Annotated in this window: 15 protein-coding genes and 1 tRNA gene; 9 read left to right on the top strand and 7 right to left on the bottom strand. The window is 67.7% G+C overall.

The features are described 5' to 3' along the window. Positions 1 to 307 precede the first annotated feature (307 nt). Entirely contained in the window at positions 308 to 3,961 is a 3,654-nt protein-coding gene (locus EU805_RS04695) for a vitamin B12-dependent ribonucleotide reductase (protein ID WP_129762810.1), read from the top strand. Positions 3,962 to 4,340: 379 nt separating this feature from the next. Here the strand turns inward: EU805_RS04695 and EU805_RS04700 are convergent, their stop codons facing one another. The 4 genes from EU805_RS04700 to EU805_RS04715 form a co-directional block, all read right to left on the bottom strand. Beyond that, a complete protein-coding gene (locus EU805_RS04700; protein WP_129762811.1) occupies positions 4,341 to 6,290 on the bottom strand; it encodes a bifunctional 2',3'-cyclic-nucleotide 2'-phosphodiesterase/3'-nucleotidase in 1,950 nt (649 codons plus the stop codon). Between the two features lie 524 nt (positions 6,291 to 6,814). Continuing rightward, positions 6,815 to 8,242 carry a fused MFS/spermidine synthase gene (locus EU805_RS04705; RefSeq protein ID WP_129762812.1) on the bottom strand — a complete coding sequence of 476 codons (1,428 nt, stop codon included), beginning with the start codon at positions 8,240 to 8,242 and terminating at the stop codon, positions 6,815 to 6,817. A gap of 100 nt (positions 8,243 to 8,342) precedes the next feature. Further along, the gene (katG, locus tag EU805_RS04710) at positions 8,343 to 10,577 is read right to left on the bottom strand and encodes a catalase/peroxidase HPI (RefSeq protein WP_129762813.1); all 2,235 of its coding nucleotides are present in this window, start codon (positions 10,575 to 10,577) and stop codon (positions 8,343 to 8,345) included. A gap of 139 nt (positions 10,578 to 10,716) precedes the next feature. Next, positions 10,717 to 11,592, bottom strand: a complete 876-nt coding sequence (locus EU805_RS04715; protein WP_129762814.1) for a hypothetical protein — start codon at positions 11,590 to 11,592, stop codon at positions 10,717 to 10,719. Positions 11,593 to 11,674: 82 nt separating this feature from the next. Here EU805_RS04715 and EU805_RS04720 point away from each other — a divergent pair, with 82 nt between their 5' ends. Continuing rightward, entirely contained in the window at positions 11,675 to 13,312 is a 1,638-nt protein-coding gene (locus EU805_RS04720) for an iron ABC transporter permease (protein WP_129762815.1), read from the top strand. Here EU805_RS04720 and EU805_RS04725 read toward each other — a convergent pair. After that, a complete protein-coding gene (locus EU805_RS04725; RefSeq protein WP_129762816.1) occupies positions 13,309 to 13,773 on the bottom strand; it encodes a hypothetical protein in 465 nt (154 codons plus the stop codon). The two genes, EU805_RS04720 and EU805_RS04725, sit on opposite strands and share 4 nt — an antisense overlap. Positions 13,774 to 13,854: 81 nt before the next feature. Between EU805_RS04725 and EU805_RS04730 the strand changes: the two genes are divergently transcribed. From EU805_RS04730 to EU805_RS04760, 7 genes are all read left to right on the top strand, one after another. Beyond that, positions 13,855 to 13,930 (top strand) — tRNA-Thr (locus EU805_RS04730). Positions 13,931 to 14,149: 219 nt separating this feature from the next. Further along, positions 14,150 to 15,313, top strand: coding sequence for an isovaleryl-CoA dehydrogenase (locus EU805_RS04735; RefSeq protein WP_129762817.1), 1,164 nt, complete (start codon positions 14,150 to 14,152; stop codon positions 15,311 to 15,313). Then, positions 15,313 to 16,917 (top strand): carboxyl transferase domain-containing protein, encoded by a 1,605-nt coding sequence (locus tag EU805_RS04740; RefSeq protein WP_129762818.1) that lies wholly within the window; start codon positions 15,313 to 15,315, stop codon positions 16,915 to 16,917. The genes EU805_RS04735 and EU805_RS04740 overlap by 1 nt, the downstream gene beginning before the upstream one ends. A gap of 2 nt (positions 16,918 to 16,919) precedes the next feature. Continuing rightward, positions 16,920 to 18,923 (top strand): acetyl/propionyl/methylcrotonyl-CoA carboxylase subunit alpha, encoded by a 2,004-nt coding sequence (locus EU805_RS04745; RefSeq protein WP_129762819.1) that lies wholly within the window; start codon positions 16,920 to 16,922, stop codon positions 18,921 to 18,923. Then, the gene (locus EU805_RS04750; protein ID WP_129762820.1) at positions 18,916 to 19,773 is read left to right on the top strand and encodes a hydroxymethylglutaryl-CoA lyase; all 858 of its coding nucleotides are present in this window, start codon (positions 18,916 to 18,918) and stop codon (positions 19,771 to 19,773) included. The genes EU805_RS04745 and EU805_RS04750 overlap by 8 nt, the downstream gene beginning before the upstream one ends. Further along, positions 19,770 to 20,552, top strand: coding sequence for a crotonase/enoyl-CoA hydratase family protein (locus tag EU805_RS04755; protein ID WP_129762821.1), 783 nt, complete (start codon positions 19,770 to 19,772; stop codon positions 20,550 to 20,552). Before EU805_RS04750 ends, EU805_RS04755 begins: the two co-directional genes overlap by 4 nt. Before the next feature lie 186 nt (positions 20,553 to 20,738). Continuing rightward, positions 20,739 to 21,995, top strand: a complete 1,257-nt coding sequence (locus EU805_RS04760; RefSeq protein WP_129762822.1) for a glycerate kinase — start codon at positions 20,739 to 20,741, stop codon at positions 21,993 to 21,995. Positions 21,996 to 22,053: 58 nt separating this feature from the next. Here the strand turns inward: EU805_RS04760 and EU805_RS04765 are convergent, their stop codons facing one another. Both EU805_RS04765 and EU805_RS04770 read right to left on the bottom strand, forming a co-directional pair. Continuing rightward, positions 22,054 to 23,298 carry a multidrug effflux MFS transporter gene (locus EU805_RS04765; RefSeq protein ID WP_129762823.1) on the bottom strand — a complete coding sequence of 415 codons (1,245 nt, stop codon included), beginning with the start codon at positions 23,296 to 23,298 and terminating at the stop codon, positions 22,054 to 22,056. Positions 23,299 to 23,396: 98 nt separating this feature from the next. Beyond that, on the bottom strand, positions 23,397 to 26,837 hold the full coding sequence (locus EU805_RS04770) for an error-prone DNA polymerase (protein ID WP_129762824.1): 3,441 nt from the start codon (positions 26,835 to 26,837) through the stop codon (positions 23,397 to 23,399). Positions 26,838 to 26,983 lie beyond the last annotated feature (146 nt).

Consider the following 26,983-nt stretch of genomic DNA (forward strand, 5'->3'; position numbering starts at 1 on the left):
GGATAACCCGGGCGGGAATCGTGGAAGGTTGCGCGCGCGAAATCGAGTTCCCGACTGCAACGTAAATATTGCGTGGAGAGACCAAATAATCTCGTTGACCCGGAGCCTGCGCCTACGGCAGGTAGTGGGGACCGGCGCGGAACGACACAATATGTAGTTGCCGGTGGGCGCGAGCAGACCAAGGTGTATCGGACCTTGGCGGCGTGGTCCGAACCGACCACGAGCCGTTTCCCAGTTCCAATCTTCGTCGTCGCTCGGGCAGGGCGTCGCATCATTCATAGGACCACGGGTCCGACAGGAGAGCATCATGAAGATCGACCGCAACTTCACCGCCAACGGTCAGGACGCCTACGCCGAGATCGCTTTCAGAAGCGCGACCTCCGAGATTCGCAATCCCGACGGCACGGTCGTCTTCAAGCTCGAAGGCTGTGAGATTCCCAAGGACTGGAGCCAAGTCGCCTCCGACGTGATCGCGCAGAAATACTTCCGCAAGGCGGGCGTGCCCTCCGCCGTGAAGAAGGTGAAGGAGAAGGGCGTGCCCTCTTTCCTGTGGCGCTCGGAGCCCGCGGACGGCGCCACCTTCGGTGGCGAGACCTCCGCCAAGCAGGTCTTTGACCGGCTGGCCGGGGCCTGGACCTACTGGGGCTGGAAAGGCGGCTACTTCAGCACCGAGGAAGACGCCCGCACCTACTTCGACGAGATGCGCTACATGCTGGCGACCCAGCGCGCGGCCCCCAACAGCCCGCAATGGTTCAACACCGGCCTGCACTGGGCCTACGGCATCGACGGTCCGGCGCAGGGCCACTACTACGTCGATTTCGAAAGCAAGGAACTGGTCAAGTCGACCTCTTCCTACGAGCATCCGCAACCGCACGCCTGCTTCATCCAGTCCGTCGGCGACGATCTGGTGAACGACGGTGGGATCATGGACCTCTGGGTCCGCGAGGCGCGCCTGTTCAAGTACGGTTCGGGCACCGGCACCAACTTCAGCAGCCTGCGCGGCGAGGGCGAGCCCCTGTCCGGCGGCGGCAAGTCCTCGGGCCTGATGGGCTTTCTCAAGATCGGCGACCGTGCGGCGGGCGCCATCAAGTCGGGCGGCACCACGCGGCGCGCGGCCAAGATGGTCATCGTCGATGCAGACCACCCCGACATCGAGCAATTCATCAACTGGAAGGTCCTCGAAGAGCAGAAGGTCGCCAGCATCGTCGCGGGATCGAAGATGCACGAAGAGAAGCTCAACGCGATCTTCGCCGCCATCAAGGCCTGGGACGGGGCCGAGGCCGACGCCTATGACCCCAAGGTGAACCCGGCGCTGCAGACGGCCGTGAAGGCGGCGAAGAAAGTTGCGATCCCGGAAACCTACATCAAGCGCGTGCTGGATTACGCCCGTCAGGGGCATACCAGCATTCACTTCCCCACCTATGACACCGACTGGGATTCGGAAGCCTATTCCAGCGTGTCGGGTCAGAACTCGAACAATTCGATCCGGGTGACCGACGCCTTCCTGAAGGCCGTCCAGGACGACGCCGACTGGAAGCTGATCAACCGCCGCAACGGTGAGGTGGCCAAGATCGTGCGCGCCCGCGACCTTTGGGAACAGGTGGGCCACGCCGCCTGGGCCTGCGCCGATCCCGGCATCCAGTACCACGACACCGTCAACGCCTGGCACACCTGCCCCGAGGACGGCGAGATCCGCGGCTCGAACCCCTGTTCCGAGTACATGTTCCTCGACGACACCGCCTGCAACCTCGCCTCGATGAACCTGCTGAAGTTCTACGAGAACGGCGAATTTCAGGCCGACGACTACATCCACGCGACCCGGCTCTGGACCGTGACGCTGGAGATCAGCGTTCTGATGGCGCAGTTCCCCTCCAAGGAGATCGCGCAACGCTCCTTTGATTTCCGCACGCTGGGCCTGGGCTATGCCAACATCGGCGGTCTGCTGATGAACATGGGTCTGGGCTACGACAGCGACGAGGGACGCGCACTGGCGGGCTCGCTCACCGCGATCCTGACGGGCGTATCCTATGCCACCTCGGCCGAGATGGCCGGCGAGCTGGGGGCCTTCCCGGGCTACGAGCGGAATGCCCAGCACATGCTGCGCGTCATCCGCAACCACCGCAACGCCGCCAAGGGCAAGCTGGTGGGCTACGAGGGGCTGGAGATCAAGCCGGTCCCGCTCGACCGCAAATCCTGCCCCGACGACCGCCTGCCCAAGCTCGCGATGGAGGCCTGGGACAACGCTTTGGCGCTGGGTGAAAAACACGGCTACCGCAACGCGCAGGTCAGCGTGATCGCCCCCACCGGCACCATCGGCCTGGTGATGGACTGCGACACGACGGGGATCGAGCCGGACTTCGCGCTGGTGAAGTTCAAGAAGCTCGCCGGCGGCGGCTACTTCAAGATCATCAACCAGTCGGTGCCCGCGGCCCTCGAAAAGCTGGGCTACCGCTCCAGCGAGATCGAGGAGATCATCGCCCATGCCGTCGGCCACGGCTCTCTGGGCCAGGCGCCGGGGATCAACCATTCCTCGCTCGTCGGACATGGCTTCGGCCAGGAAGAGATCGACAAGGTGGAAGGCGCACTGAAGGCCGCCTTCGACATCCGCTTCGTCTTCAACCAGTGGACCCTTGGAGAGGACTTCTGCACCGGCACGCTGGGCATCCCCGACGCCAAGCTGAACGATCCGACCTTCGACCTGCTCAAGCACCTGGGCTTCTCGAAGCGGGACGTGGACGCGGCCAACGCCCATGTCTGCGGGACCATGACGCTGGAAGGCGCACCGCACCTCAAGGAGGCGCACTACCACGTCTTCGATTGCGCCAACCCCTGCGGCAAGACCGGCAAGCGTTACCTCTCGGTCGACAGCCACATCCACATGATGGCAGCGGCGCAGTCGTTCATCTCGGGCGCGATCTCGAAGACGATCAACATGCCCAACGACGCCACGATCGAGGACTGCCAGAGCGCCTACGAGCTGTCCTGGTCGCTCGGCATCAAGGCCAACGCGCTCTACCGCGACGGCTCCAAGCTGAGCCAGCCGCTCGCGGCCTCCCTGGTGGAGGACGACGACGACGCGGCGGAAGTGCTGGAGACCGGCTCCAACCAGGAGAAAGCCTCGGTCCTGGCCGAGAAGATCGTCGAGAAGATCATCATCAAGGAGGTGATCAAGTCCCACCGCGAGAAGATGCCCCAGCGCCGCAAGGGCTACACCCAGAAGGCGAACGTCGGCGGTCACAAGGTCTACCTGCGCACCGGCGAATACGAGGACGGCCAGCTGGGCGAGATCTTCATCGACATGCACAAGGAAGGCGCGGGCTTCCGGGCGATGATGAACAACTTCGCCATCGCCGTGTCGGTCGGTCTGCAATACGGCGTGCCGCTGGAGGAGTTCGTCGACGCCTTTACCTTCACCAAGTTCGAGCCCGCGGGCATGGTGCAAGGCAACGACAGCATCAAGAACGCCACCTCGATCCTGGATTACGTCTTCCGGGAACTGGCGGTCAGCTACCTCGACCGCACGGACTTGGCCCACGTCAAACCCGAAGGCGCCTCCTTCGACGACATCGGGCGTGGCGAGGAAGAGGGCGTGAGCAACGTGCGCACGCCGACCGAGACGGCCGCCAACCGCAGCCTCGCGGTGCTCAAGCAGATCTCCTCCACCGGGTATCTGCGCAAGCGGATGCCGCAGGACCTCGTCGTGCTGCAGGGCGGCGCCGAGGCGGTCGAGGAAACCGTGGCCGCGCTCCAGACCCTGGTGCCGGAAGTGGAGGCCAAGGTCGCCAAGGCCGCGGGCCAGACCAGCCCCGCCGCGGCGAGCACCGGGATCACCGCGCGCGACAAGGCCAAGATGCAGGGCTACGAGGGCGATCCTTGCGGCGAGTGCGGCAACTACACGCTGGTGCGCAACGGCACCTGCATGAAGTGCAACACCTGCGGCGGCACCTCCGGGTGTAGCTAAGATACAGGTGCCGCGCTCCGGATCCCGGGGCGCGGCATCCTTGCCATTCGCGCCGGTTTCGACCGGCAGCGCGGCCGGACAGCGGCAACGAGACATGGCAAGCGGTCGATGAACAGAGCTTGCCAAGTCGTTTTGCGGGCGCCCTTCGGGGCGTCCTTTTTCGTGTCATCAGGTCAGCGGCTGCCGGTGTTCCAAGGATACGCGGTCAGTCGCAAATGTCGTGGTTTCGGGCGGAGGCAAGGGGAAACGGCACAAGGAAACCCGCAAGCGGGCGACCGACGAGGGCAACCCGATCGCGCATCTGCCAGTGGCGTCGCATCAAGCCCGGGCTGGGACTGCGGTGACACAGTTCCCCGCCCGGGTCTGTCCGAAGACCTTCTCAGAGGTACAGCCGGAACTCGGCGAAGCCGTCTTCCGTTTCGCCGATGGGTTCGACCTCGACGCTTTCGATCGACTCGGCGTATTGCGCGCCGTTGGGCCCGGTCTGGAAGACGGCGGTGGTGCCGTCCATCGGGGCGAAGGTCCAGTTGGCATCCGCCGACGGGCTGATCGTGCCCTGATCCACGATGTAGCGCACGATGACGTCGCGGTTGGTGTCCGGCCCCTCGAAGACGACGGTGTCGCCCGTGCCGGGGAAACTTCCGCCGCCCGAGGCACGGTAGTTGTTGGTGGCCACGATGAACTCCTGCGCGGGGTCGATCGGCTCGCCCTGGTAGCGCAGGTCCACGATGCGGATGGCTTCGGGGTTCGCGAGCCCGCCGTCGCTGTCGAACTTCGACGGCTGGCTCAGGTCGATGGCGTAGGTGACACCGTCCATGACGTCGAAATTGTAGGACGGGAAGTCGGGGTTCAGAAGCGGCGCGTCCTGCGCCCCGGCCTCGATCTGGTTGAAGGCCCCGGCAGAGCGTTCCAGCCAGTCCTTCACCTGCGCGCCGGTGACCCGCACCGCCCGTACCGTGTTGGGATAGAGGTAGAGGTCGGCCACGTTCTTGATCGCCACGTCGCCCGCGGCCACGTCGGTGTAATAGTCCGGGCCGCCACGGCCACCGGCCTTGAACGGCGCCGCCGCCGACAGGATCGGCAGACCTTCGTGGGGCGTGCCCTGCATCATCTGCTCGATGTACCAGGTCTGTGCGTTCGAGACGATCTGCACCGACGGGTCGTCGGCCACGAGGGCGAAGTAGGAATAGAGCGGCGCATCGGTCTTGCCGACCGCGCGGCGGATGTAATCCAGCGTCTCCTCGTGCTCCTGTTCGACGCTTTGCAGGATCTCCTCGTCGCTCTCGACCAGCGCGCTGACCGTTCCCTCCGCGTCGCGGGCGGAGATCGGTCGCGCCTCCACGTCGTGCGAGGCCACGCGCCAGCCCGACCCGTCGCGTTCCAGCAGCAGGTCGATCAGCCCCATGTGGCTGCCCCAGAAGCCCGCCATGACCCCCGGCTTGCCGCCGATGGTGCCCGCGTCCACGTCGACGCCCGGCCAGTCGGCGTAGTCGGGGCCGGGGAAGACCTGGTGGGAGTGACCCGTCAGCACCGCGTCGATGCCCTCGACCCGGGCAAGCGGGATCGCGGCATCCTCCATCATGTCCTGGTGCTCCTCCGCCCCGATGCCGGAGTGGCTGAGCGCAATGACGAGGTCCGCGCCCTCGGCCCGGATCTGCGGCACGTAGGCCTGCGCCGCCTCGACGATGTCGCGCACCTCCACGTTGCCTTCCAGGTGCTTGCGGTCCCAGTTCATGATCTGCGGCGGCACGAAGCCGATGATGCCGATGCGGATGGGATGCGTCTCTCCGCTGCCGTCGGTGATCTGGCGGTCGAGGATGACGTAAGGCGGCACTAGCGTCTCGTCCTCCGTGGGCGTGGCACCGCGTTTCTTGAGGACATTGGCGCTGACCACCGGGTAGCCCGAACCGGCGAGCGATTTCATCAGGAAGTCGAGCCCGTAGTTGAACTCGTGATTGCCCAGGGTGGAGGCGTCGATGCCCAGCGTGTTCAGCGCCTCGATCACCGGGTGCATGTCGCCGTCCTTCATCCCGCGCTCGTAGGCGATGTAATCGCCCATGGGATTGCCCTGCAGGAAGTCGCCGTTGTCCAGCACGATGGAGTTCGTGGCCTCCGCCCGGATGCCGTCGATCAGGCTGGCGGTGCGCGCCAGCCCCACCGTGTCGATCTGGCGGTCGCTGTAGTAGTCGTAAGGATAGACGTGGACGTGGATATCCGTGGTCTCCATGATCCGCAGGTGTGCCTGGTTGGCCTGCGCGCGGGCGGAGAAGGGATGCAGTGCAATCAGTCCGGCGCTGCCTGCAAGAAACGATCTGCGCGAGAGGATCATGGGGGATTTCCTTATGTATGCATGGTTCCGAGGTTAAGCCCCTAGGGTCTCATTGCAACAGTTTTGCGATGCTTGCGGATCCCGCTGTGCCTTTGCCGCTGATGCGGATGGGCCAGTGTCAGGCCCGTGATCCCGCGCACGCGCGGCGATGCCAGATGTTCAGCGTCTCGTGCCGGATTGAAACATGCGGATGTGAATCGCGCGGACGTCGACCGGGCTAGAGGGCGCCGGACGCCGCGCTCCATCCTGCGCGGATCCCCGGTCGGGGCAAGATCTTCCCCTTGAACCCGCAGGACTTCTCTGTGAGTCTGATACCTGAGTTTTTGCGTCGGTTCCGCACCCCCTCATTTTGGGCGCGGTGCCGCAGGGATCCGCTTCGGTTTCGACCGGACGCGGACGTAGGTCGGGCCGCAGGCATAAAACATTCCGAGCGGTAAACCAATCGAGCCCGACCGACGAACCTGAGGGCGCCCTGCGGGGCGTCCTTTTTTATGCCCGTGGTGGCGATGGAGCAGCCCGTCCTTCTAACGGTGACCGACCCAGCCCCGGTCGTCCGTGAAGGCCCGTCCCGATGCGATCCGCGCAGCGGTGTAGCGGTCGGGCAGGTCGCCCGGGGCGGCCAGCGGCCTGTCCGAGGCCGCGAGAACCACGTTGGCATAACCCCGCCCGCTCAAGGGGCCTTGAACCGCGCTGACGTGCGGGTAAAGCTGGGCGAGGATCGCGTGCACACCCGTGACCAGCGGACCGTCCGGCGGTCCGATGAGGTTGACGTAGACCGGACCGTCCACGATCTCGCGCAGCCGGGCGTAGGTTTCGACCGTGACGAGATGCGCCGGCACCGAGCTCGACGAAAAGGCGTCCATGACGGCGGCGTCGAAGCCTTCCTTCGTCTCGTTCAGGTAGACCCGGCCGTCGGCGTGCACGAGATCAAGCCGGGCCTCCCCGTCGGCACCGTCCGCATCCGCGCTTTCCCGCGCGATCATGGCGCCGGCGCGGGGCAGGCGGCGGCGCACGACCTGCGTGACCAGCGGATCGATCTCGACCGTGACGGCGGTGGCCCGGGGGCGGTCGGCCATGAGTTTCGTGGGCAGCGTATAGCCGCCGCCGCCGATGAACAGCACATGCGGGGCGGGGCCCAGGTCACGTTCCATCCGGGACCAGATGACCTGCGTATAGGGCAGGGTCAGGCCGTCGTTGCTGCCCAGGGGTTCCGCCGCCTGGACCGTGCGATCGGAATAGAGGCTGATGCGGTCCCCGGACCGCACGACGTGCAGGCAGGACTGGCCCGATTCGAAGTCGCAGACCGCGCTGCCCGCCAGGCCCGCGAACCCGATGAAGCCCAGTGCGGCGACGATGACCGGTGCGCCGATGCGTCCGTCGCCGCCCTTGACGAAGGGCAGGCAGGCCAGAGTGACCAGCCCGCAGCCCGCGAAGGTGGCGACCGATCCGATCAGCGGCAAGGCGATGAAACCCGCCAGGATCGCGCCGAGGATCGCACCCACCGACCCCGCGGCGAGCACGATTCCCAGCGAGGACCCCGCGCGGCCCGGACGCGCCTCGATCGCGCATTTCGCAAGGTAGGGGGTCGGCAAGGTCACGAAGACGGAGGCCGGAAAGAAGGTCAGCACGACGCTGAGCATCATGCCCGCGGTCCCGCGCGCGCCGCCAGCGTGCAGGAACCCCAGAAGCGTGGGGGAGACCGCCATCAGGATCGCCGTCGCGAGCAGGGCGGCCCGGACGCGCGCGGCGGCCTGCGGGGCGGGGCGTTCCGCCACGAAACCGCCCAGCGCGCTGCCCAGCGAGAAGCCCGCGAGCACCGTCGCGATGACGGCCGTCCATGTCAGAAGCGATGTGCCGAAGTAGGGCGCCAGCACGCGGCCCGCGGCAATCTCGTAGGTCAGCCCGACCGCGGAGAGAACCAGGGTCAGGCCGATGATGATCCAGAAGCGCATGGGGTCTCTCGAAGGGCCAGGTTCCGGCCCTGCATCGGGGCGATTCCGGCCCGATGCAAGAGAAAAGCCCCGCGCGGATCTTTCCGCGCGGGGCTGCAAGTCAGACGTTGTAGCTGTTCTTCTTCACGTCGAAGCGGCCCGACATCATCACCTTGTCCCAGGCGGCGACGAAATCCTCGACCATCTTGGCGTGGCCGTCGTCCGAGGCATAGACCTCGCAGACAGAGCGCAGCTGCGTGTTGTGGCCAAAGACCAGGTCCACCCGCGTCGCGGTGTAGCGCTTCTGGCCGGTCTTGCGGTCGGACCCCTCGAAGTGCGTCCGCGCCTCCGAAACAGGCGTCCACTTCGTCCCCATGTCCAGCAGGTTGACGAAGAAGTCGTTGCTCAGCACGCCGGGCCGGTCGGTGAAGACACCGTGTTCGGAATCGTCCCAGTTGGTGCCCAGAACGCGCATCCCGCCCAGCAGGACAGTCAGCTCGGGCGCGGTCAGACCCAGCTGGTCGGCCTTGTCGAGCATCAGCGATTCCGACTTCGCCTTCACGTCCATCACGTAGTTGCGGAACGGGTCGGAGACCGGTTCCAGCCACTTGAAGCTTTCGTGGTCGGTCATCTCGTCGGTGGCGTCGGTGCGGCCGGGGGTGAAGGGCACCGTCACCTCGACACCGGCATCACGGGCAGCCTTCTCGATGCCGGCGGCACCGGCCAGCACGATCAGGTCGGCCATCGAGACCGTCTTCTCGCCCTTGCCGTCGAACTCCGCCTTCACGCTCTCCAGCGTCGAGAGGACGCGCGCCAGTTGATCGGGCTTGTTCACCTCCCACTCGGTCTGCGGGAAAAGACGCAGACGCGCACCGTTGGCACCACCACGCAGGTCGCCCCGGCGGAAGGTCGAGGCCGAGGCCCAGGCCGCGCCGACCAGCTCGCTCACCGACAGGCCGGTGGCCAGGATCGCGGACTTCAGGTCAGCGGCCTCCGCTGCGTCGATCTGCGGACCGGTGGCCTTGGGCGTGGGATCCATCCACAGGAAGTCCTGCTCGGGCACGTCCTTGCCGACGTAACGGTCCTTCGGGCCCATGTCGCGGTGCAGCAGCTTGAACCACGCTTTCGAGAAGGCTTCCGTGAAGTAGTCGAAATCGTTCAGGAACTTCTCGGAGATCTTGCGATACTCGGGGTCGGTGATGAGCGCGATGTCGGAGGTCATCATCATCAGCGGGTTCATCTTGCCTTCGATATGCGCATCCGGCGTCTTGCGCGCGTCGGGGTCCTTGGGCGTCCACTGCTGCGATCCCGCGGGGGAGGTCGTCTGCTCCCACTCGAACCGGAAGAGGTTCTCGAAGTAGTCGTTGTCCCATTGCAGCGGGTTGGAGGTCCAGGCGCCTTCGATCCCGTTGGAGATCGTGTATTCGGCGTTGCCGGTGCCAGCGTCGTTGATCCAGCCCAGGCCCTGGTGCTCGATGTCCGCACCGTCGGGGCCGGGGCCCATGTGATCGGGGCTGACCGCGCCGTGGGACTTGCCGAAGGCGTGCCCGCCGGCGATCAGGGCCACGGTTTCCTCGTCGTTCATCGCCATGCGGGTGAAGGTCTCGCGGATCTCGCGGGCCGAACCCATGGGATCCATGTTGCCCGCGGGGCCTTCGGGGTTCACGTAGATGAGCGCCATGTGGGACGCGGCGACCGGCGCTTCGAGGTCGGCGTCGTCACCGTCCGTCGACGGGTTGCCTTCCCAGCGACCACGGGCCAGCATCTCGTGCTCGGGGCCCCAGTAGGTGCCAAGGTCGTCTTCCCAGACGTCGATGCGACCGCCGCCGAAACCGACCATCGGCAGGCCCATCTCTTCCATCGAGACGTTACCCGTCAGCGCGATCAGATCGCCCCAGGACAGCGATTTGCCGTACTTTTGCTTGATCGGCCACAGCAGGCGGCGCGACTTGTCGACGTTGGCGTTGTCGATCCAGGACCCGATCGGGAAGAAGCGCTGGTAGGCGCCGCCGTTGCCGCCGCGCCCGTCGGAGATCCGGTAGGTCCCGGCGGAGTGCCAGGACATCCGCACCATCTGCGGGCCGTAATGGCCGTAGTCGGCGGGCCACCAATCCTGGCTGGTGCGCAGGGTGGTCCGGATCTCTTCCTTCAGCGCGTCGAGGTCGATCTTCGAGAACGCCTCGGCGTAGTCGAATTCGGCCCCCAGGGGGTTGGCCTCGGGGCTGTTGTTGTGCAGCAGTTCCACCGGCAGGCGCTCGGGCCACCATTCGGAGGCCGGTTTGCCATCGCCGAAGGCACCTTCGACGCGGTTTCCGCCGAACGGGCAGCGGCCGGGAGGGGTGACGGTATCTTTCATGACGTTGGCCTTTCTTGCGACTCTCGAACAGATGGGCGCGGTCACCGACCGCTGCCTTGTGGTATCGCATCGAACCTAGTGGCCTTCCCCCGTTATACCAGTGCGGAAAGGTCGCAGGTCACGCTTTTTTTGAATCGTTCTAAAGACCGATGAACCGCACGCCCGGCATTTCCGCGATCCGGGCCAGGTCCGCGTCGTAGGCGGCGGACATCTGTGCGATGTCGGAGGCGTCGAAACCGGGCAGTTCCACCGTCTCGACCAGTTCCTCTTCAAGTGCGTACTTGTCGAGGAAGGCCGCGATGACCCGGCGCTTCTGGGTGATGGTCCGCGGCGGGTGGGCGTTGGTATAGGCCAGGAAGCGGTGCATGCCCTCGGCCGTCATGATGGTAGAGAGCAGGTCGTGGCCGCCATTGATCTCCGTCCCGATGTTCAGACCCGAGAGCGCCCAGATCAGCTCGTCCCAGATCATCGGCGTATCCTCGTTGCACCAGACCGTCAGCGCGGCCTCCGGCACCGTGGCCCGGATCCGCGCCACGAGGTCCGACCAGCGCAGATCGAGCGGATCGACGCCTTGCAGGAAGTCGGCCACGCTCTCGGCGTTGGCCTTCGCGTAGCAATCGGGCAGGAATGTCGCGGGATCGCGAACCGCAAGATAGAGGTCCAGCTCGTCCTCGCGGAAGATGTCGCGCAGGGCCGCCAGCTTGATTTCCGCCTGCTCGTAAAAGACGCCGTTCTCGAAGATCCGGTTGGGCACACAGATGAAGTTCGAATTGCTCATCACCAGACGGTCGCAGGCATCGCCCTCGGCCATGGCCGCGATCAGGTTGTCCCGGGCCATGGGATTGGGGGCGCCTTCGCCCATCGACTGGATCGTCTGGCGCAGCATCTTGCGGTACTTGGCGGGGCCGGGCGCCTTCAGCCCCTCGGCCTCCATGATGCTGCCGTTCTTGAGAAGTGTGCGGATCAGCCGGTCGTCATCGGTGCAGTTTGCGCCGAAATGAAGCGCGATTTCCATGAACTGTGCTCCGGTCTGCGGTCTTGGGGGTCTTATACCGCAGTTTCTGGACAGGGGAACCGCTATCGGCTAGCGCGGGGGCATGACCGACGCGCCCCTGTCCCGCCCGCGTTCGCGGCCCGTCGACCCCTGGTCGCTGGGGGCGATCGCGATCGCCTGCATCGTGCTGGCCCCGCTGGTGGCCGTGGTCTGGTTCGCCTTCAACCCGACGGAGAACATCTGGCCGCATCTTCTGTCGACCACCCTGCCGCGCTACATGGCCAACACGGGCTGGCTGATGCTGGGAACGGGGGTCGTGACGGGACTCGTCGGCACCGCCTGTGCCTGGCTGGTGGTCATGTACCGCTTCCCCGGTCGGCGCTGGCTGCAATGGGCGCTGCTGATGCCGCTCGCCGTGCCGGCCTACGTGGGGGCCTATGCGCTGGTGGATTTCCTGGATTACGCGGGCCCCGTGCAGACCGCATTGCGCGAAACCTTCGGCTGGGCCGACGCCCGGTCCTACTGGTTTCCCCAGATCCGGAGCCGCTGGGCGGCGGTGCTGGTGATCTCGGCCGCGCTTTATCCTTACGTCTATCTGCTGGCCCGCGCCGCCTTCCGCGAGCAATCGGGCGCCGGCTACGAGGTGGCCCGCGCGCTCGGCGTAGGGCCTTGGGGCCGGTTCTGGCGGGTCGGACTTCCGCTCGCCCGTCCCGCGATCGCGGCGGGCGTGGCCGTGGTGATGATGGAGACGGTGAACGACTTCGGCACGGTGGACTACTTCGCGGTGCAGACGCTGACGACGGGCATCTTCTCGGTCTGGCGGCAGGGCGGCAACCTGGGCGGGGCCGCGCAGATCGCCTGCGTGATCCTGACGGTCATCGTGCTGCTGGTCACGCTGGAAAAGCGCAGCCGGGCACGGGTCAGGTTCGCCTCCGGCGCGCGCAACCTCCGCCCCGTCCAACCGCAGGCCCTTCGCGGATGGCGGGCAGGGGCGGCCTGCGCCGTCTGCCTCCTGCCGCTCGGGCTGGGGTTCGTGCTGCCGGTAAGCGTGATCGCCAGCCACGCCGTCAACGCGGCCGAGTGGTCCGCCCCGGGTCTCGGCGCCGCGATGGGGCGTACGCTGACGATCTGTGCCGCCGCCGCGATCCTGGCCGTGATGGGCGGCGTCTTCATGGTCTACGGCACACGCCTGTCGGGCCGCCGTCTGCCGCAACTGGCCCTGCCGGTCACCGCCCTGGGCTATGCCGCGCCCGGTGCGGTGCTGGCGCTGGGGATCCTCGTGCCGCTGGCCGCCTTCGACAACCGCCTTGCGGATCTGGTGCTGGCGGTGACCGGTACCGACCCGGGCCTCATGCTGACCGGTAGCGCGGGCGTCGTCGTGCTGGCCTACGTCGTGCGGTTCTTCGCGATCGCGCAAGGCACCGCGGACGCGGCCCTGGGGCGCATCCCGCCCAGCCTGCCGATGGCCGCGCGCTCTCTCGGGCAATCGGCGGGCGGCACGCTGGCGCGTGTCCACGTGCCGCTTATCCGCGCCAGCATCGGCTCGGCCCTGCTTCTGACCTTCGTCGACGCGGTCAAGGAATTGCCCGCCACCCTGATGCTCTACCGCCACGACACGCTGTCGACGCGGGTCTACGCCAAGGCCTCGCTGGAGGATCTGTCCGGCGCCGCCCCCGCGGCGCTGATCATCTGTGCCGTGGGTCTCTGCGCCGTGCTGCTCCTGGCGCGGGCGAACCGCTAAGGCCGTGCCCGCGCGGCTTCGATCCGGTCGAAAAGCGCCAGCAGATCGTCCTGAACCGATCCGTCGTCGCACTCCAGGTGCGCCACGATCGCCTCTTCTTTCATCACGGTGATCCCGCCTTGAAGCCTGGCGGCCTCGTCCAGGCGATCCACGCTCGACCAGACCTCGTAGGTATAGCCGGCGTTGAGGAACGAGACCGTCTGATAGTAATACCGCCCGATTCCCGGCCAGGGCCGCGTCACCAGCCCCGCCAGATCGACCGTGAGCGCCAGCTCCGGCTCCGACATCCGCGCCCCGTACCGGTAGGTCACCGTATCGTTGTCCGGGGGCGTGCAGACCTCGACCCGCGTCGCGCCATCCTTGAAGGTGCAGAAGAAGGCCGCATCGCGGGGCGCACACGCGCCCTCCGCCCAGGCGGAAGTCGTGGCGAGGCCCATCAGGATCGCGCAGGTCACTCTCATCACACCCTCGCCGGTCACGACCGCTTGCGTTTCGGATGCGCTCTTTCTATAGCGAACCCGAACGCCTCGCCAAGGGCGTCGGCCCCTATAGCTCAGCTGGTAGAGCAACTGATTTGTAATCAGTAGGTCCGCGGTTCGAGTCCGTGTGGGGGCACCATCACCAGTTTCTCAGCACTTTGAAAACCGCAGGCCTCCCCCGGAATCGCGGGCGGACCGGGACAAGACGACCTTGTTCCGAATGCCCCGATCCTTGCGGTCGCGTTCGACAATTTCCATGCCCGACCGTCACGCAGGCCCTGACAAGGCATCCGCGGTGTGGCAACCTTTGCCTCAAGCGTCCGGCGCAGGTCCGGATGCCGGCTTTGGGAGGAGTCGCATGTTTACCGCATCCATGACCTTCGATCTGGGAGAGGACGTGAACGCCCTGCGCGACATGGTCCACCGCTGGGCGCAGGAGCGGGTCAAACCCATCGCCGCAGAGATCGACAGCTCGAACGCCTTCCCGCCCGACCTCTGGACCGAGATGGGCGAGCTGGGACTTCTGGGCATCACCGTGCCGGAAGAGGACGGCGGCGCGGGCATGGGCTATCTTGCCCACGTCGTAGCGGTGGAGGAGATCGCGCGCGCCTCGGCCTCCGTCTCGCTGTCCTACGGGGCGCATTCGAACCTTTGCGTGAACCAGATCAACCTCAACGGCACGCCCGCGCAGAAGGCGAAGTTCCTGCCGGACCTCATCTCGGGTGCGCACGTCGGCGCGCTCGCCATGTCGGAAGCGGCGGCGGGCTCTGACGTGGTGTCGATGAAACTCTCGGCAGAGAAGCGCAACGACCACTACCGCCTGAACGGCACGAAGTACTGGATCACCAACGGTCCCGACGCGCAGACGCTTGTGGTCTATGCCAAGACCGACGCGGACGCCGGATCGAAGGGGATCACCGCCTTCCTGATCGAGAGGTCGATGAAAGGGTTTTCCACCAGCCCGCATTTCGACAAGCTCGGCATGCGCGGGTCGAACACCGCCGAGCTGGTCTTCGAGGATGTCGAAGTGCCTTTCGAGAACGTGCTGGGTGAAGAAGGCCGCGGCGTGCGGGTCCTGATGTCGGGACTGGATTACGAGCGGGTGGTACTGTCCGGCATCGGCACCGGCATCATGGCGGCCTGCCTGGACGAGATCATGCCCTACATGGCCGAGCGCCGCCAATTCGGCCAGCGGATCGGGGATTTCCAGCTGATGCAGGGCAAGATCGCGGACATGTATACCAAGATGAACTCCGCCCGGGCCTACGTCTACGAAGTGGCAAAGGCCTGCGACGCGGGCCGGGTCACGCGGCAGGACGCGGCGGCCTGCGTGCTCTACGCCAGCGAGGAGGCGATGACCGTCGCGCATCAGGCGGTGCAGGCGATGGGCGGGGCGGGGTTCCTGAACAACAGCCCCGTGGCCCGCATCTTCCGCGACGCCAAGCTGATGGAGATCGGGGCCGGCACCTCGGAAATTCGCCGCATGCTGATCGGGCGAGAGATGATGGGGGCCATGGGCTGATGGCGACCTTACGCAGCCAGATCTCGCCCCGATCCGAAAGTTTCGCCGCCAACCGCGCCGCCCACGAGGCCGCCATGGCGCCGGTGCAGGAGGCGGCGGAAGCGGCCCAGCAAGGCGGCGGCGCGCGGTCGCGCGAGCGCCACCTCGGCCGCGGCAAGCTGCTGCCGCGCGACCGGGTGAACCAGCTTCTGGACCCCGGCAGCGCGTTCCTGGAGGTGGGCCTGTTCGCGGCCCACGGGCTCTACGACGGCGACAGCCCCTGCGCGGGCGTCGTGGCCGGGGTGGGGCGCGTCTCTGGCCGCGATTGCATGATCGTCTGCAATGACGCCACCGTGAAGGGCGGAACCTACTACCCGATGACGGTCAAGAAGCACCTGCGCGCGCAGGAGATCGCGCAGGAAAACCGTCTGCCGTGCCTCTACCTCGTCGACTCAGGCGGGGCGAACCTGCCGAACCAGGACGAGGTCTTTCCAGACCGCGATCACTTCGGGCGGATCTTCTTCAACCAGGCGCGGATGAGCGCGCAGGGCATCCCCCAGATCGCCGTGGTCATGGGCTCCTGCACCGCAGGTGGCGCCTACGTGCCCGCCATGTCGGACGTCACGATCATCGTGAAAGCGCAGGGGACGATCTTCCTCGCCGGCCCGCCCTTGGTGAAGGCCGCCACGGGCGAGGTCGTCAGTGCGGAGGATCTGGGCGGCGGTGACGTGCACACCCGGCTTTCGGGCGTCGCGGATTACCTGGCGGAGGACGACGCCCACGCGCTGGCCCTCGCGCGGGAAGCTGTGGCGAACCTCAATATTGCGCCGCCACCGGTCGCGCGCGCGCCGATAGAGGCGCCGCTCTACGACCCCGAGGAGATCCTCGGCGTCGTCCCCGCCGACCTGCGCACGCCCTACGACATCCGCGAGGTCATCGCGCGGGTCGTCGACGGCTCCCGCTTCGACGAGTTCAAGGCGCGCTACGGCACCACGCTGGTCTGCGGCTTCGCCCATGTCATGGGCATGCCGGTGGGGATCATCGCCAACAACGGCGTTCTGTTTTCCGAAAGTGCCGTGAAGGGGTCGCACTTCGTGCAGCTCTGCTCGCAGCGCAAGGTGCCCCTGGTCTTCCTGCAGAACGTCACAGGCTTCATGGTCGGCCAGGCCTACGAGGCGGGCGGCATCGCCAAGGCGGGGGCCAAGCTGGTGACGGCGGTGGCGACGACCTCCGTGCCCAAGATCACCATGCTGGTGGGCGGCTCCTTCGGGGCGGGCAACTACGGCATGTGCGGTCGCGCCTACGGCCCGCGGTTCTTGTGGACATGGCCCAACAGCCGCATCGCCGTGATGGGCGGCGAACAGGCGGCGGGCGTTCTGGCCACCGTCAGGCGCGATGCGATGGAACGGCGCGGCGAGCCCTGGACGGAGGAAGAGGAAACCGCCTTCAAGCGACCCACCATCGAGATGTTCGACCGCCAGTCGCACCCGCTCTACGCCAGCGCGCGGCTGTGGGACGACGGCATCATCGACCCCCGGGCGACGCGGCAGACGCTGGCCCTGTCGCTGGCCGCAGCTTTCAACGCCCCGATCGAGGAGACACGCTTCGGCGTGTTCCGGATGTGACGATGTTCACCAAGATCCTGATCGCCAACCGGGGCGAGATCGCCGCCCGTGTCATCACCACTGCCCGCCGCATGGGGATCGCGACCGTGGCCGTCTACTCGGACGCCGATGCGGGCGCGCTGCACGTCGAGATGGCGGACGAGGCCGTGCGGATCGGTCCCGCGCCGGTCGCCGAAAGCTACCTGCTGGGCGACCGGATCATAGACGCCGCCCTCTCCACCGGTGCGCAGGCGATCCACCCCGGCTACGGCTTCCTGTCCGAGAACCCCGACTTTGTGGAGGCGGTCGAGGCCGCGGGGCTTACCTTCATCGGGCCACCGGCCTCCGCGATCCGGGCGATGGGCCTGAAGGACGCCGCCAAGGACCTGATGATTGAAGCGGGCGTGCCGGTCGTGCCGGGCTACCAGGGCGCGGATCAGGACCCGGACCTCATGGCCGCCGAGGCGGACAAGATCGGCTACCCGGTCCTCATCAAGGCCCGCGCGGGCGGCGGCGGCAAGGGCATGCGGCTGGTCGAGGATCCCGCCGACTTCGCCGAGGCGCTCAAGGCCGCCCAGCGCGAAGGGCAGTCCAGCTTCGGCGATCCCGCCTGCCTGATCGAGAAATACATCACCACGCCGCGCCACATCGAAATCCAGATCATGGGCGACGGCCACGGCAACGTCGTCCACCTGTTCGAGCGGGATTGCTCGCTGCAGCGCCGCCACCAGAAGGTGATCGAGGAAGCCCCGGCCCCCGACATGCCCGAAGCCGTCCGCGCCGCCATGGGCCGCGCCGCCGTCGAGGCCGCCCGCGCGATCAGCTACACCGGGGCGGGCACGGTGGAGTTCATCGTCGACGGCTCAGGCCCGCTGCGCGAGGACGGCTTCTGGTTCATGGAGATGAACACCCGTCTGCAAGTCGAACACCCGGTCTCGGAAGCGATCACAGGGCTCGATTTTGTCGAGTTGCAGTTGCGCGTCGCCGCAGGCGAGCGGCTGCCCATCGCGCAGGACGATCTGCGCATCGACGGCTGGGCCTTCGAGGCGCGACTCTACGCCGAGGATGTCGCGAAAGGCTTCCTGCCCGCGACCGGCACGCTCGATCACTTGTCCTTCCCGGACGGCACAAGGTTCGCGCGCGGGCCCGTGCGGATCGACAGCGGCGTGCGCGAGGGGGACGAAATCAGCCCCTGGTACGACCCGATGATCGCCAAGGTCGTCGTGCATGGCCCCACGCGCGAAGTTGCGCTGAACATGCTCGCCCAGGCGCTGGGCGCCTGCCACGTCGCGGGATCGGTCACCAACCTGGCCTTCCTCGGCGCGCTGGCGCGGCACGATGGGTTCGGCAAGGGCAAGGTCGACACCGGTCTCATCGCTCGCGATATCGCAGCACTTTCGGACACATCGGCCCCAAACGATCTGGCCGTCGCTCTGGCCGCCCTGGGCGCGCTCGGCCTGCTGGATGTGCCGGACTCCACGGATTTGTTCACCGCGTTCACGGGCTTCCGGCTTTGGGGCGCGGCGCAGCACCTCGTCCATCTCGACGCCGGGGACACCCGGATCGAGGCCCGGGTCACGCTGCACGGCGCCGGGCGTTTCACGGTCGAGACGTCGGAGGACGCCGTGACCCTGACCGCCCACCCGGCGGAGGGGGCTTTCGTCCGCATCCAGCGCGAGGATCGCCGCGTCACGGCCAAGGTCCTGCGGACCGGGCCCCGGATCACCGTCTTCTCCGGATCGCGAAGCCATGGCTTCACCACCGTCGATCCACTGGCCGAAGCGGAAGACGCGGGCGCCGGTGGCGATGGTCTGACGGCGCCGATGCCGGGGCGGGTGCTCGGCGTCTCGGTCGCGGCCGGCGACACGGTCACGAAGGGCACGGCCCTGATTGTGCTCGAGGCGATGAAGATGGAGCATACCCTGCGCGCGCCACGAGACGGCCAGGTGGCCGAGCTGCTGGTGGGCGAGGGCGACCAGGTCGCCGACGGGACGCTTCTGCTTACGCTGGAACCCGGGGATGACTGACCGCGTCACCCTGTTCGAGATGGGTCCGCGGGACGGTCTGCAGAACGAGACCGTGCAGATCGCCACCGCCGACAAGATCGCGCTGGTGGACCTCCTCTCGGCCTGCGGTTTCACGAAGATCGAGGTGACCAGCTTCGTGAGCCCCCGCTGGGTGCCCCAGATGGCCAACGCGACCGAGGTGCTGGCCGGCATCACCCGCGCGCCGGGCGTGTCCTACGCCGCGCTGACGCCGAACCTGCGCGGGTTCGATGGGGCGCTGGCCGCGAAGGCGGACGAGGTGGCGATCTTCGCCTCCGCCTCCGAAGGGTTCAGCCGGGCCAACATCAACTGCTCGATCGACGAGAGCCTCGCGCGGTTCGCGCCGGTCGCGCAGGCGGCACGGGACGCAGACCTGCCCCTTCGCGGCTACGTCTCCTGCGTGACCGACTGCCCTTACGACGGCCCGACCGACCCGGCGCAGGTGCTGCGCGTGGCGCAAGCGCTGATCGACCTCGGCGCCTACGAGGTGAGCCTGGGCGACACCATCGGGGCCGCCACGCCGGAGACGACCAAGCGCTTGCTGGACAGGCTTTTGGACCACATCCCCGCGACCCGGTTGGCGGGCCATTTCCACGACACCGGGGGCCGGGCACTGGACAACATCGCCGCCAGCCTCGACCGCGGCCTGCGCACCTTCGACGCCGCCATCGGCGGGTTGGGCGGCTGTCCCTACGCCCCCGGCGCGAAAGGCAACGTGGCGACAGAGGCCGTCACCGCGATGCTGGCCGATCGCGGTTTCGACACCGGCCTTGACCCGCAGGCCCTCGACCGGGCCCGCGCCTTCGCCCAAAACCTGCGGAGCCCGCGATGAGCTACGACACGCTTGCCATCCAGACCGACCCCCGCGGCGTCGCAACCGTCACCCTGGGCCTGCCCGAGACGCGCAACGCGCTCTCTGGCCAGATGCTGGCGGACCTTACGGACATGGCGCAGACCCTGGGCCAGGACCGCGCGACGCGCGCCATCGTCCTGCAAGGGGCGGGCAAGACCTTCTGCGCGGGCGGCGACCTGCGCTGGATGAAGGCCCAGATCGAGGCGGACCGCCAGACCCGGATGAGGGAAGCCCGCAAGCTGGCGGAGATGCTGCAGGCGCTGAACACGATGCCCACTCCGCTGATCGGGCGGCTGCACGGCGGGGCCTTCGGCGGCGGCGTGGGGCTGGCCTGCGTCTGCGACGTGGCCATCGCAGCGGCGGGCACGCGTTTCGGGTTGACCGAAACCCGTCTCGGCCTGATCCCCGCCACCATCGGCCCTTACGTGATCGCCCGCATGGGCGAGGCGCGCGCCCGGCGGGTCTTCATGTCCGCGCGCCTTTTCGACGCGGCGGAGGCGGTGGACCTTAGCCTGATCGCCCGGGCCGTCCCGCCGGAGGATCTGGACGCCGCAATCGAGGCCGAAGTCGCGCCTTACCTGTCCGTCGCCCCCGGCGCGGTGGGGGCTGCGAAGCGGCTGGCGCGCCGTCTCGGACCGCGGATCGACGACGCCGTCATCGACGACACGATCCGTCGCCTGGCCGAGACCTGGGAAGGCGAGGAGGCGCGACAGGGCATCGCGGCCTTCCTTGACAAGACATCGCCGCCCTGGGCCTGACCGCAAGCCGGTCATATCCCTCGGCATCCCCGAAAGGCATGGACCGCGCATGCCATTCCAAACCGATGAAAGCCGCGATAGCTTGCGCCCAAATCGCGCGACACAAGGCCAGGACATGCACCGATCCAACGTCAGGCACAGCATGGATTGGTCCTCGGATCCTCGAGATTTTGGAGGTCTTGGCACATGAATGACGCCATCGATCCACGCACCTTACTGCGCCGGCTCTTCGACACCGCCGTCGCCCGCGCCGACCCGATGCGCGTTGTGGCCGAGGCGCTGCCGCTCGCACCGCGCGGTCGTCTGGTCGTCATCGGTGCCGGCAAGGCCAGCGCCCGCATGGCCGAAGCGGTGGAGGCCGCCCAGGGCCCTTCCGAGGGTCTCGTGCTGACGCGCTACGGCTACGCGCGGCCCACCCGCGGGATCGAGATCGTGGAAGCCGCGCACCCGGTCCCCGATGCCGCGGGCGAGGCCGCGACGGCGCGCCTTCTGGACCGCGTCTCGGACCTCGGGCCGGACGATCTGGTGCTGGCGCTGATCTCGGGCGGGGGCTCATCGCTCTTGTGCGCGCCGCAGGAGGGCCTGGACCTGGCGGGCAAGCAGGCGCTCAACGCGGCGCTGCTGGCCTCCGGTGCGCCGATCCGCGTGATGAACGCGATCCGCACGCGCGCCAGCCGGGTGAAGGGCGGACGGCTGGCCGCGGCCTGCGCCCCGGCGCGGGTGCTGTCTTTGGTGATCTCGGACGTGCCGGGCGACGACCCGGCGGAGGTCGCTTCGGGCCCGACCGTCGGAGCCAGGACGGTTGAGGACGTGGACGCGCTGATCGAGCGCCACGGGATCGATTTGCCCGACCCCATTCGCACAGCCTTGCGGCACGCTCCGCCACCGCTGCGCGTAGGAGACGACCGGCTCGCGCATACCACGGCGCGGGTGATCGCGGCACCGCGCCAGTCTCTCGACGCGGCGGCGGCCTTGCTGGACGGCTGGGACGTGCGCCTGCTCGGCGACGCGCTGGAAGGCGAGGCGCGCGATCTGGCCGCGGCGCAGGCGGCGCAGGCGGTCGAGATCGCAGCCGGGCTCGCGCCCGGCGACGCCCCGGTGGCCCTGCTTTCGGGTGGAGAGGTCACGGTCACCCGGCGCGGCGACGGGACCGGTGGGCCGAATGCGGAATTCGCACTGGCCGCGGCGCTTGCGCTGGACGGCCATCCCCGGATCCACCTCGCGGCGGGCGACACCGACGGCGTCGATGGCGCGGCAGAGATCGCGGGCGCCCTCGTCGGTCCCGACACCCTTGCGCGGGGAGGGCGGGCGGCGGCGGAAGAGGCGCTGGCGCGCAACGACGCGCACAGTTTCTTCGCTGCCCTCGGCGACGGGATCGTCACAGGTCCGACGCTGACGAACGTCAACGATTTCAGGGCGATCCTGATCTATCCGCCGGATTGAGACCGGGGGGCTTCAGCCTCGGCACGGCGTCCGGTGGGGGTCGACAGGGCTCTTCGGTTCAATCCGGCGTCATCTCACCGAACAGGCGTCCGCCCTCGGCCCACCAAGCGGCGGTGAGCGACATCAGCGCCAGCGTCACGCCACCGCCCAGGAGCGGGATCAACGTCCCGTCGTAGAGGAAGCCCACGACGCCGCCCAGCACGCCGCCCAGCACCGTCTGCGCGGCGCCCAGCACGGCGGAGCCCACGCCCGCGACGCGGCCCAGCGGCTCCATCGCCAGCGCGTTGAAGTTCGCGGGCACGATGCCCACGCAGCACATCATCACGGTGAAAAGGGCCAAGAACAGCCAGAACGGGGTATGGCCGCCCATCGCGATCGCCAGCACCAGGTGGACCGTGGCCACGGTCAGGAAGACCGTCAGGCCGCCGTGCGACAAGCGCCGCGCGCCGAAGCGCGCCACCAGTCGGCTGTTGAGGAACGCGGCCACCGCCATGAACCCCGCCACCACCGAGAACCACAGCGTGAATTCCGCACCCATGCCGTAGATCTGGGTGTAGATCTGCTCGGCCTGGGCGATGAAGGCGAAGATGAAGGCAAAGAAGGTGCCCATCGCGAAGAGATATCCCACCGACGTGCGGTTCGTCAGCACGATGCGGAACGCCTCGGCCACGGGCTTGAGGCGCAGCTCGCGGCGGTCCTCGGGGTGCAGGGTCTCGGCCAGGCGGAAGTAGGACCAGACCAGCGCCACGCCGCCGAAGACGACCATGAAGCCCGAGACCTCGCGCCAGTTGCCGAAGAGCATGATCAGGCTGCCCAGGTTGGGGGCCAGCACCGGCATGATCATGAAGACCATCATCACCAGCGACATCACGCTCGCCATCCGCGCGCCAGAGAACCGGTCGCGCACCGCCGCCGTCACGATCACCCGGGTGGAGGCGGCGCCGACGCCTTGCACGAAGCGCGTGACCAGAAGCGCCTCGAAGCTGGGCACGACGACCGCGGCCAGGGCGCCCGCCAGGTAGATCCCCAGCCCCGCGAAGAGCACCGGGCGCCGCCCGAAGCGGTCCGACAGCGGCCCGTAGAGCACCTGCGCCCCGCCGAAGCCCATCACGTAGGACGTGATGACCAGTTGGCGCGCGTTGCCGTCCGCGATGCCGAAGGCCGATCCGATCTGTTGCAGGGCGGGAATGTAGACGTCGATGGCCGCCGAGTTCAGCGCCATCAGAAGGGCCATCAGACCGACGAATTCGAGATAGGGGATCTGTGTCCCCCGGGTCAGTCGAGGGTCGGTCACGGCGGTCATAAGGGATCCTTTCAGTCCGCGCATGCTCTGCCTCTTGGTCGCGGCGTGCAACCCGGCAGCTGCGCATAGCGGCCCTGCGGGAACAGAGTAGGTCGGGATCAGTGGAAATCCCGGCTTTTCGGCACGATCCGCGCATCACGCGGGTGGCTCTGGCCCGAGGCGGGCAGGGGCTTTCGCACGTGATCGGCGCGCGCCAGCGTGGTGGGCATGGCATCGGGCGCCAGCCGCAGCAGCGCGTCCGACCGGTCGGTCAGCGTCATCGCGACCACGTGCACGACATCCGCGTCGCGCTGGATATAACCTTCGACCGCCAGCAGGCGCGAGGTCATGACCGCCTTGCGGAAGGTCTCCATCACCGCGGGCCAGACCACCAGGTTGGCCACGCCGAACTCGTCTTCCAGCGTGATGAAGCAGACCCCCTTGGCGCTGCCGGGACGCTGACGGATCAGCACGATGCCCGCGATCTTGATGCGTTGGCGGTGGTGCATGCGCGCCAGATCGGCGGTGCTGCGGTAGCCCTGCCGCGTCATGGACTTGCGCAGGAACGAGATCGGGTGCGCCTTCAGCGACAGCCGCAGGGTCTGGTAATCGGCCACCACCTGCTCGCAGACCGGCATGACGGGAAGCGGCACGGTCACCTCGGTGCCTTCGTCGGTGCCGTCCCGGAACAGCGGCAGGTCGGGGGCGTCGCGCAGGCCCTTGGCCTCCCACAGGGCCTGCCTGCGGTCGATCCAGAGCGAGCGGACCGCATCCGCCTCGGCCAGCCGCCGCACGATGGGCGCGGTCAGGCGCGCACGGACGTGCAGGTCCTTGACGTCCCGGTAAGGGGTGTCGCGGGCCGCCACCAGCCGATCCGCGGCGTCCCGGCGCAGCCCGCCGATCTGGCGCATGCCCAGCCGGATCGCGAAGCGGGGCGGGGGCGGGGCATCCTGGTCCCAGACCACATCGGAGGAGGCGTTTTCGCGCGCCCCCTGCGCCTCCGGGGGCGCTGGCGGACCCGACAGCGCGCGGTCGCGCGCGCGCGCCGGCGACAGCCCCGATCCGTAGAGGCTCGTCGCCACGGGCTCCAGCGTGTTGTCCCAGTCGGAGTAGTTCACGTCCACGCCCCGCACCTCGACCCCGTGGGCCTGGGCGTCGCGCACGAGCTGTGCCGGCGCGTAGAAACCCATGGGCTGGGAATTGAGCAAGGCCGCGGTGAAGGCCGCCGGAAAATGATGCTTGAGCCAGCAGGAGACATAGACCAGCTGCGCGAAACTGGCCGCGTGGCTTTCGGGGAATCCGTATTCGCCGAAGCCCTTGATCTGGTCGAAACAACGCTGCGCGAACTCCGGATCGTAGCCGCGGCGGGCCATCCGGCCGACCATCTTTTCCTGCAACAGCTCGATCTGGCCGCGGCTGCGGAAGGTGGCCATGGCCTTGCGCAACTCGTTGGCTTCGGCGGGGCTGAACTCGGCGGCGTCGATGGCGATCTTCATCGCCTGTTCCTGGAAGATCGGAACCCCCAGCGTGCGCCCGAGGATGTTCTTGAGCTCCGACGGGTCATGGGGCGCGCCGGGCGAGGGGTAGCTGACCGGTTCCTGCCCCGAGCGGCGGCGCAGGTAGGGGTGGACCATGTCGCCCTGAATGGGGCCGGGGCGGACGATGGCGACCTCGATCACCAGGTCGTAGAACGTGCGCGGCTGCAGGCGTGGCAGCATGTTCATCTGCGCACGGCTCTCGATCTGGAAGACGCCCACCGTGTCGCCGCGGCAGACCATGTCATAGACGCGCGGGTCCTCCTGCGGGATCGTGGCGAGCGACCAGTCCTGCCCGTAATGCGCCCGCACGAGGTCAAAGCACTTGCGGATGCAGGTCAGCATCCCCAGCGCCAGGATATCGACCTTGAGGATCCCCAGCGCGTCGATGTCGTCCTTGTCCCATTCGATGAAGGTGCGGTCGGGCATGGCGCCGTTGCCGATGGGCACCGTCTCGGTCAGTTTCTTCTGGGTCAGGATGAAGCCGCCCACGTGCTGGCCCAAGTGGCGCGGCATCCCGATCATCTGCCCCGCCACGATCAGCGCGCGCCGCACGGTCGGGTCGGTCAGATCGACGCCCGCCTCGTCGGCGTTCTTCTGCGCCATCTCGCGCCCGAAACTGCCCCAGACGGTCTTGGCGAGCGCCCCGGTCACGTCCTCGGAGAGGCCCATCACCTTGCCCACCTCGCGAATGGCCGAGCGCGGGCGGTAGTGGATTACGGTGGCACAAAGCCCCGCGCGGTCGCGGCCGTATTTGTTGTAGATATGCTGGATCACCTCCTCGCGCCGTTCGTGTTCGAAGTCGACGTCGATGTCGGGCGGCTCGCGGCGCTCCTCGCTGATGAACCGCTCGAACAAAAGCGCGTGCTGCGCGGGGTCCACGGCGGTGATCCCCAGCACGTAGCACACGGCCGAATTCGCCGCCGATCCGCGTCCCTGGCACAGGATCGGCGGGTCCGCCTCTTCGCGGGCGAAGCGGATGATGTCGTGGATCGTCAGGAAATACTGCGCGATATCGAGCTTCTCGATCATCGCGAGTTCCTTGGCGAGCGTGGCGCGGGTGGCCTTTGGCACGCCGTCCGGATAGCGCTCCGCAGCCCCGTCCCAGGTCAGTTGTTCGAGGTAGGCCTGGGCGGACATCTCCTGCGGGATCACCTCGGAGGGGTATTCGTAGGCCAGTTCCGTCAGCGTGAACCGGCAGGCGTCGGCCACGGTACGCGTGGCCGAGATGGCATGCGGCCATTCGGCAAAGAGACGCTGCATCTCGGCGGGTGACTTGAGGTGCCGTTCGGCGTTGGCCTCCAGCAGGTAGCCCGCCCGCGCAAGCGTGGTCTTGTGGCGGATGCAGGTCATCACGTCCTGCAGGGGGCGACGGTCGGGCGCGTGGTAGAGCACCTCGTTCGTGGCCAGAAGCCCCATCCCGTGCTGCCCGGCCAGGGCATCCAGCCGGTTGATTCGCGCCCGGTCGTCCCCGCGGTAGAGATAGCTCGCAGCGATATGGGACAGCGTCGGCAGCCGGCGGACGAGGCGCGGCAGATCGCGGGCGAAGCCGTCGAGGTCGGGGGGCGGCACGACGATCAGCTGCACCCCCGCGGCATGCGCCGCCAGATCCCCCAGCGTCAGATCGCAGACCCCCTTGGCCTGCCAGCGGCCTTGCGCATCGTGCATCCGCCCCTTGGAAATCAGCGCACTCAGCCGGCCGTAGGCCGCCCGGTCGCGCGGGTAGGCCAGAAAGGTCTCGCCGGTGCGAAGCGCGATCCGCGCGCCGATGACGGGTCTCAACTTCGCCGTATTCGCCTCGGTATGGAGGCGCACCACGCCGGCGAGCGAATTCAGATCCGCGCAGCCCAGCGCATCGTAGCCCAGCGCCCAGGCCTCCATCGCCAGATCGACCGCGTCGGAGGCGCCCCGGAGGAACGAAAAGCAGGTGAAGACTCCCAGCTCGACGAAGGGACTGCGCGGATTGGGCGTGAAATCGCCGTCTTCCGGCAGGCTCCGACGGGGGATCTGGTCATTTTGGGGCATCGCGGGTGATCCCCGACGCAAGGGGGGCCAGCCCCCCCGGACCTGCGGTCCGTCCCCCCGGGATATTTTTGGCCAGAAGAAGCCCCCCGCGGATCCAGCGTCCCGCCTTCGGGTGGAAGGACGGGACGCCTTCTCCTGGCGCGGTC

Source organism: Salipiger sp. IMCC34102 (assembly GCF_004145405.1).
Classification (GTDB): Bacteria; Pseudomonadota; Alphaproteobacteria; order Rhodobacterales; family Rhodobacteraceae; genus Loktanella.